The organism is Actinomyces sp. MRS3W, from assembly GCF_032465695.1.
GTDB lineage: Bacteria > Actinomycetota > Actinomycetes > Actinomycetales > Actinomycetaceae > Actinomyces.
This window is the reverse complement of record NZ_JAWDJJ010000131.1, coordinates 1-6,796: the sequence shown is the minus strand read 5'-3', so window position 1 is coordinate 6,796 and position 6,796 is coordinate 1. Positions and strand designations below refer to the sequence as shown.

Annotated in this window: 9 protein-coding genes; 5 read left to right on the top strand and 4 right to left on the bottom strand. The window is 69.4% G+C overall.

The window, feature by feature from the left end; all coding sequences use genetic code 11:
* Positions 1-275 precede the first annotated feature (275 nt).
* On the bottom strand, positions 276-509 hold the full coding sequence (locus RWX45_RS04510; protein WP_316022578.1) for a hypothetical protein: 234 nt from the start codon (positions 507-509) through the stop codon (positions 276-278).
* Positions 510-534: 25 nt separating this feature from the next.
* Between RWX45_RS04510 and RWX45_RS04505 the strand changes: the two genes are divergently transcribed.
* The 4 genes from RWX45_RS04505 to RWX45_RS04490 all read left to right on the top strand — a co-directional run bounded on the left by RWX45_RS04505 (position 535) and on the right by RWX45_RS04490 (position 4,391).
* Positions 535-1,308, top strand: coding sequence for a hypothetical protein (locus RWX45_RS04505; RefSeq protein WP_316022577.1), 774 nt, complete (start codon positions 535-537; stop codon positions 1,306-1,308).
* A gap of 215 nt (positions 1,309-1,523) precedes the next feature.
* Entirely contained in the window at positions 1,524-2,228 is a 705-nt protein-coding gene (locus tag RWX45_RS04500; RefSeq protein ID WP_316022581.1) for an AzlC family ABC transporter permease, read from the top strand.
* On the top strand, positions 2,228-2,551 hold the full coding sequence (locus RWX45_RS04495; protein WP_316022576.1) for a branched-chain amino acid transporter permease: 324 nt from the start codon (positions 2,228-2,230) through the stop codon (positions 2,549-2,551). The genes RWX45_RS04500 and RWX45_RS04495 overlap by 1 nt, the downstream gene beginning before the upstream one ends.
* 688 nt (positions 2,552-3,239) lie before the next feature.
* Complete coding sequence (locus RWX45_RS04490) at positions 3,240-4,391, top strand: alpha/beta hydrolase (protein ID WP_316022575.1); 1,152 nt, start codon at positions 3,240-3,242, stop codon at positions 4,389-4,391.
* On the opposite strand, the gene nth is transcribed toward RWX45_RS04490, so the two are convergent.
* Entirely contained in the window at positions 4,294-4,983 is a 690-nt protein-coding gene (gene nth / locus RWX45_RS04485) for an endonuclease III (protein WP_410050674.1), read from the bottom strand. The two genes, RWX45_RS04490 and nth, sit on opposite strands and share 98 nt — an antisense overlap.
* 115 nt (positions 4,984-5,098) lie before the next feature.
* Between nth and RWX45_RS04480 the strand changes: the two genes are divergently transcribed.
* Positions 5,099-5,776 carry a Crp/Fnr family transcriptional regulator gene (locus RWX45_RS04480; RefSeq protein ID WP_316022574.1) on the top strand — a complete coding sequence of 226 codons (678 nt, stop codon included), beginning with the start codon at positions 5,099-5,101 and terminating at the stop codon, positions 5,774-5,776.
* 179 nt (positions 5,777-5,955) lie between these two features.
* Here the strand turns inward: RWX45_RS04480 and RWX45_RS04475 are convergent, their stop codons facing one another.
* The gene (locus tag RWX45_RS04475) at positions 5,956-6,114 is read right to left on the bottom strand and encodes a DUF4177 domain-containing protein (protein ID WP_316022579.1); all 159 of its coding nucleotides are present in this window, start codon (positions 6,112-6,114) and stop codon (positions 5,956-5,958) included.
* Positions 6,115-6,194: 80 nt separating this feature from the next.
* Positions 6,195-6,518: a WhiB family transcriptional regulator gene (locus tag RWX45_RS04470; protein ID WP_316022573.1), complete on the bottom strand. Its 324-nt coding sequence runs from the start codon at positions 6,516-6,518 to the stop codon at positions 6,195-6,197.
* Positions 6,519-6,796 lie beyond the last annotated feature (278 nt).

Below are 6,796 nucleotides of genomic sequence, written 5' to 3'. Positions count from 1 at the left end.
CCGGCGGGGCAGGCGCGAAGTTGTCTACCGGGACGACGTCGTCGGCGGGTGTCGTGTCTCCGACGCTGGGCTGCGCCGATGCTGCGTCGTCGTCCGGATCGGGACCGGCTGCCTTGGTATCGGTGCTCATCGGAACCTCCTGCTACACCTGTGCTGCGCAACTGCTATGCAACACAGTAACGGTGCGGTCCGCACACGCGGGGAGGCGTGCCGGGGCGCGGCCCGAAGGAGTAACGAGACGTCGTCGTCGCCGGGTGGGCGGCGTCGTCAGCCCGTCAGCGGTGCGGGCGGGCCAGGCCCTGCGGCGGCGTCGGGGTCTGCTGGGAGCGAAGATCGGCGAGCTCGTGCAGCCGGCCGGAGCGGCGGGCCAGATGCGCTCCCCAGCCGATTGTGATGAGCAGGATGCCGGCGACCAGCAAACTCGCGCCGGTCGGGTCATTCGGCAGCAACCGGGTGAGCAGACTGCGGCCGGGGATCTGCGGCCAGACCTGCGCCAGCACAGCGGGCACGGACAGCAACAGGAGCAGTACGCCGGTGACGCGGGCCCCGAGCGTCGACCGTCCCGTGAATGCCGCCCCGCCAGAGGATGAAGCCGTCTTCACCCCGGCCGACGCCACCGAGACCACGCCCGTGCCGGATACCGAGCCGAGCACGCCGACGGAGCCCTCCGCGGCAAGGCCCCGCCTGTTCGCGCAAGCTGTCGAGCCGGATACCGCCCCGCCCTCCACCACGCCCGCCGACAAGTCGGTCAAGCCGACTCCAAAGCCGCGCTCGGAGGACGACATCCTGCTGGACGGTTCCAGCGTCGTGGGTCATCCGAAGTCCCGCGCGGCCGCCCACTGGGCCGGCGTGCTCGTCTGGATCATCGCCCTGCCCCTGGCCTGGTTCCTCCTTCACGACGGCGCTGCAGCCGCCGTCGCCGGGGCCACGCCGCTGCGTTTCGGGACCTCGGCGCGCGGGCTGATCGAGCTCGGCGTGGGCGTGGTTGTGCTCGCGGTGGCACTGTGGACGGCGCGCCGCTCCAGCCTGGGAGCATTCGTCGTCGGCGCCGTGTCCACGGCACTCGGGCTGCCGTTCCTGGTAGCCGCGAAGTCCATGAGCAACAGCTTCGGACCGTTCCTCGACCGGCTCACCGCGCACTCCGATCTGGGTTCCTCCCTGTCTTCCTACTTCTGGGCCGACGCCGTCAGCGGCAAGTTCGTCGCCTTCGGGGTGTTCATGCTCATGGTGGGGGTCATCTCGCACAGTGCTCGCCGCGCAGGGCGCCGCGAGCAGGAGATTATCGACCGGGTGCGGCGCACCGACTAGCGCGCCCGGCGGGCGCTCCTCGTCCCCGCCGACGCCGGGGCCACCGCTGCCCCAACTAGCGCCAACGTTGCGCTCATCGCACCGCACCGAGTCTCACCATCAAACCCGCCCGGACGGGTGGACGTCGGGTCCTCTAACCTGTGTCGGTGCCCGATCCCAGCGCCTCTCCCTCCAAGCTACCGCCGTCACGCACCTGTGCGCCGGCAGCACCGCGCATGACCACCTCGCGCGACGGCGCTCGGGACGCCGTGCCGATCGTCGTCGGCTACATCACGCTTGGGCTGGCCGCTGGGCTGCTGCTCGTCGCCGAGGGCCTGGCCTGGTGGTGGGCTCCGTTGTGGAGCCTGGTCATCTACTCGGGAACCATGCAGATGCTGCTGGTGCCGCTCGCCGGCGCTGGGGAGCCCCTGGCCGTCATCGCCACCTCCACCCTGTTCGTATCCGGACGGCACGTCTTCTACGGGCTGGGCTTCCCGCTCGATCGCGTGCGCGGGCGTCTGGCCACCCGCCTGTACGCCATCCACGCCATTACCGATGAGGTTTATGCCCTGTTGGCCTCCCGCGACCGCGCGGCCATGAGCGGCCGCTACATCGTCACCGTGGAGGCCTTGAGTCATTCGGCATGGATCGCCGGCACGACGACGGGGGCGCTGGCGGGCACGGGACTCGCGGCCCTCATCGGGGAACGGGTCGAGTTGCTCGGCTTTGTGCTCACGGCACTATTCGTCGTCCTAGCCATCGAGAACTGGCGCGCCCACCCAGATCTGGCGGTGCTACTCAGCGGATTCGTCGCCGGCGCCGTCGGCCTGGCCGTCGGCGGTTCGGCGGCTCTGCTCAGCGCGCTGGGAACGCTCGCGGTGGCGCTTATCGGGCTGTACGCATGGCGCCGCCGGGCCGACGCACGCGAGGACGGCCGCTGATGCTCACCAATTCTCAACTGGCGCTGACCGTGGTGGTGGTCGCCGCGATCACCTTCGCCTGCCGTATTGCTCCCTTTGTGCTGTTGCGGGGTCGAGCCCGCATGCCTCTGCTTGGTTTCCTCGGCGACGCCATGCCGCTGGGCGTCATGATCGTGCTGGTCGCTTACACGCTCGACGGCGTGTCCACCGCCCCGTCCACCTGGCTTCCCGCCGTCGCCGGCATCGGCGCCACAGCCGGGCTGCACGTGTGGCGCCGTTCCATGGGAGCATCGCTGGTGGGCGGCACCGCCGTCTACGTTGCGGCCAGCCTGCTGCTGGGCTGAGCGCCCATTCCGCCACCCGCCCCCTCACCCCCTCACCGAAACCGGCACTAATAACATGCCGAAACCGGCACTAATGACGTGTCGAAACCGGCCGAAGTTGCTGAGGGCGGCCTCATGTTCGGGAGGCTGCTCGGGCACCGACCGGCGGCAGTCACGGTGGCGGCGCTTGGGGCGCAGCGTCGTCGTCCGGGTGGCCCGCACATCGGCCACCGGGGTGGGCATGTCGGCGGTCGCGGCACGGGCGGAGCCTGTTCTGCGGGAGGAGGCTGGACGACTCTGTGGACGGGCGACGGTCATGATCGACGACGACGCGCGCGAGCTTGGTGCCACGCACACGACTTGGTGCCACAGACACGACTTTCCGTCATGTACACGAGTTCTGGAGATATGCAGGTATCTAGACAGTGCAGAACTCCAAAACTCGTGTGCCTGGCACGAACACGTGTTCATGACGCCCGGGGCGGGCCCGTGTTCACCGCTCCTTATCTAGATCCTGGGCCCGAACCCACAGATCTCCTGGGATCCAAGCACCCACGGTCTCCCGAGCTTAGGCGACCCTCAGCCGTTTCGGCCGGTCTCGGCATGTCATTAGTGCCGGTTTGGGTGCGTCATTAGTGCCGGTTTCGGTGAAGGGGGTGAGGGGACGCCGGCGCGTGTGAACCTTCCCCTTGTCAGTAGGCTGCTCAGCGTGTACGCCACCGTGACTCGCCCCGGCCCCTGGACCCACCGCCATATCACCGCCGGCGGCACGCGCTTCCACGTCGCCCTCGCGGGTCCCGAGGCGCCACTCGCCGCCGTCGCACGCGCAGCTGTCACCCCCGCCACCGCGGGCCACGCCAACACCCCCGACCTCGCAGACGACTCCACGGATTCTGCCAGGCCGCTGGTGCTGCTACTGCACGGCTTCCCCGAGTGCTGGTGGACGTGGCGGCACGTTATGCCGGCCCTCGCAGACGCGGGCCACCGGGTCGCCGCCCTCGACCTGCGTGGTTTCGGCGGCTCGGACCGGCCCCCGTCGGGCTATGACCTGGTCACCCTGGCCCGGGACGTCACCGCCGTGGTGCGGGCTCTGGGCCACGACCACGCCGTCGTCGTCGGCGCCGGGCTGGGCGGGCAAGTCGGCTGGACGCTCGCAAATCTGGAGCCGGAGCTGACGGCGGGGCTAGTTCCGATCGGTGCTCCGCATCCGCTTGCCCTGCGCTCGCTGCACATGCGTTCCATCATGGGGTCAACGGTGCAGCACCTGTTCTTCCAGGTTCCGATGCTGCCCGAACGCAGCTTGCGGACGACGGCGGGAGTCGATCGCCTGCTGCGCTCCTGGGCCGCCCCCGCCACCCGCCCGCTGGTCACCGAGGGCGCCGAATACTATGCCGAGCTCATGGCACGCCCGGGCGCGGCGCACTCGGCCTTGGAGAGCATGCGCCGCTCCACCCTCAGCCGCGCCGAGGTGGCGGTACTGACCCGCCCGACGACGGTGCCGGTGTTGTCCGTACAGGGCGAGTTCGACCCGGTTCAGCCGGCCAAAGCGCATGCGCGCGACACCCACCACGTGGCGCATCCCTTGCAGCAGGTGACGATCCACGGCGCCGGGCACTTCCCACAGGAGGAGGCGCCCGAAGCACTCATCGACGTGCTACTGCCCTTCCTCACCGAACTGACGCAGCCGCCCCGGTCGGTGCAGGCCACCGCGCCCACACCGACGCAGCGAGGTCAGGCAGCCCGCAGGTCGCGCCGCGCGTCGCTCATACACCGGCCCGTGGGCACAGCCCGACGGCGTTCAGACGGCAGGCGTCGCAAGCAGGGACGCGGGCCCGGCACACCCTCCGCCCGTGCGCAATGAGGCGGTGACAGCCGTCGGTCCAGCGTGCGGGATCCCATAGGGCGGCAATGTCCTTCTCGACGGCGAGCGGGTTGCGCGAGGCCGTCCACCCCAGCCGCCGCGCCAGACGCCCGACGTGCGTGTCGACGGTGATAGCGGGAATACCGAAGGCATTGCCGAGCACCACGTGGGCGGTTTTCCGGCCGACGCCGGGCAGAGCCATGAGCGCATCGCGGTCGGCGGGGACGACGCCGTCGTGCTCTGTCACGAGTTCGGCGCCCAGGGCGATGAGGCGGTCGGCGCGGGTGCGCTGCATTCCCAGGGGACGCAGCTGCGTCTCCAAGTCGACGCGGTCGGCGCCCGCCAGGGCGGCGGCATCGGGATAGCGGGCGAAGAGGCCGGGCGTGATGGTGTTGACGCGGGCGTCGGTGGTCTGGGCGGACAGTACTGTCGCCACCAGCAGCTGAAAGGGACCGTCGTGGTTGAGGGTGCAACCGGCGTCGGGATACAGCTGCACCAGTTCGTCGTCGACGTCGGCGGCACGCTGTGCGGCCGCGGGGTCCGGTCCGCCACCGAGGGGGCCCGCAGACTGCGCGATAGTTTGACCTGGCACACATGCAGACTACAATGCACGTCGGCGTGCCATGGGTCACAAGCCGTGGCTAGGATATGACGTAAGGCCCCATCTGCGCCCCGGGCCCGCCAGACGACACCACAGGAGGATCTTCGTGGAAGACAGTATTATCTCCAGAATTCCGCTCTTCGAGGGGATGACTCCGGAGGAGCGGGAGGAGCTGCGCAACATGATGACGCAGACCACCCTGCGCCGCGGTGAGATCCTCTTCAACGAGGGCGACCCGGGCGACCGCCTTTACATTCTCCTGTCCGGCAAGGTCAAGCTCGGCCACGCTTCAGCCGATGGCCGAGAGAACCTGCTGGCGGTACTCGGCCCCGGCGAGGTCGTTGGCGAGTTGACGCTCTTCGATCCGGGCCCGCGCTCCACCACGGCGACGGCGGTAGCCCCGACCGACCTGCTCGCGCTGGAGCACAACCAGCTCATGAGCTTCATCGAGACGCACCCGACCCTCGCCAAGGACATGCTGCGGGCCCTGGCACAGCGTCTGCGCCGCACGAACACTGCGCTGGCGGACCTGGTGTTCTCCGACGTCCCCGGACGCGTCGCCAAGGCGCTGCTGGACCTCGCCGACCGTTTCGGCTCCACCACCGAGGACGGCGTCCACGTTCCGCACGACCTCACCCAGGAGGAGCTGGCCCAGCTGGTCGGCGCCTCCCGCGAGACGGTCAACAAGTCGTTGGCCGAGTTCGTCTCCCGCGGGTGGATCCGCCTCGAGGGTCGCGCCGTCACACTGCTGGACGTCGACCGTCTGCGTCGTCGCGCCCGCTGACGCCACCAGGCGCTCACGCCGGTCTCGCCTCTCGTGAGACCGGCATCTAGTCACACATCGAGACCGGCACGTTAAACGTGCCGGTCTCGATGCTTGTTGTATGTCGCCGAGTGGACTCGGCCTGCGGTATCGCGGACGCTATGCCAACCGCCTCAGCGGGGCGCATCCGCAGCGCAGCCTCAGGCCCGCGGCCGCTTCATGTAGGCGACCAGGTTCTCCGAGCCGGACGGCCCGGGAACAACCTGCACCAGTTCCCAGCCGTCAGCGCCCCACTGATCCAGTATCTGCTTGGTGGCATGGATGAGCAGAGGGACGGTTGCGTATTCCCAGGTGGTCACGGGGGCAGTATCAGTCATGCCCCGAGCCTACGGGCCGCAGGCCACCCGACGAAAGCCCCGTTTAGCGCGTCCGCACTGGTTCAGCGCACCCGCGCGAGAATGCGCGGCGCCCGGCGGGCGTGGATCTCTGCGACCAGTTCGTCGTCCTCCCGGCGCAGCCACTCACTCCAGTTCGTCACCTCGGGGAAACGGCGCAGCAGCGCCCGGCGCTCGCGCTCGGTCAGGCCACCCCACACGCCGAAGCTCAGCTCGGAGTCGAGGGCCTCGGCCAGGCACTCCATGCGCACCGGGCAGGTGAAGCACAGTGAACGGGCATCGCGTTGCTCCGCCCCTTTACCGAAGAGCCGGTCGGGCGGGACGCTTGCGCAGGCCGCACGGGCCGCCCAGGTCTGGTCGCTCGTCATGTCTCACTCCCCTGCCACGACGGCCGACTACAATGTCAGCCGCATCACACATAGACGGTATGCCAACCGTTGGTCATTCACCAAATCCGTGTTCGCCCCACAACTCTCACCCACCCCCATCAACCCCCGTCATGACGCCGGTTGCGACCGTTTTCGCCATGGCCGAACGCGAACGGTTGACACTCGCACGCAGCCGCCGACACCGCCCAGGTCCGCAACCGCACCCGCACCCTTCCGGTGCGGTCGGTGAGCTCGCAGGCCCCCAGCCGGTATCCACC

Bases quoted from the DNA above. Each gene is read 5' to 3' on its own strand.
- RWX45_RS04500 (WP_316022581.1), top strand. From the start codon at position 1,524: ATGACCACCTCGCGCGACGGCGCTCGGGACGCCGTGCCGATCGTCGTC.
- RWX45_RS04495 (WP_316022576.1), top strand. From the start codon at position 2,228: ATGCTCACCAATTCTCAACTGGCGCTGACCGTGGTGGTGGTCGCCGCG.
- RWX45_RS04470 (WP_316022573.1), bottom strand. From the start codon at position 6,518: ATGACGAGCGACCAGACCTGGGCGGCCCGTGCGGCCTGCGCAAGCGTC.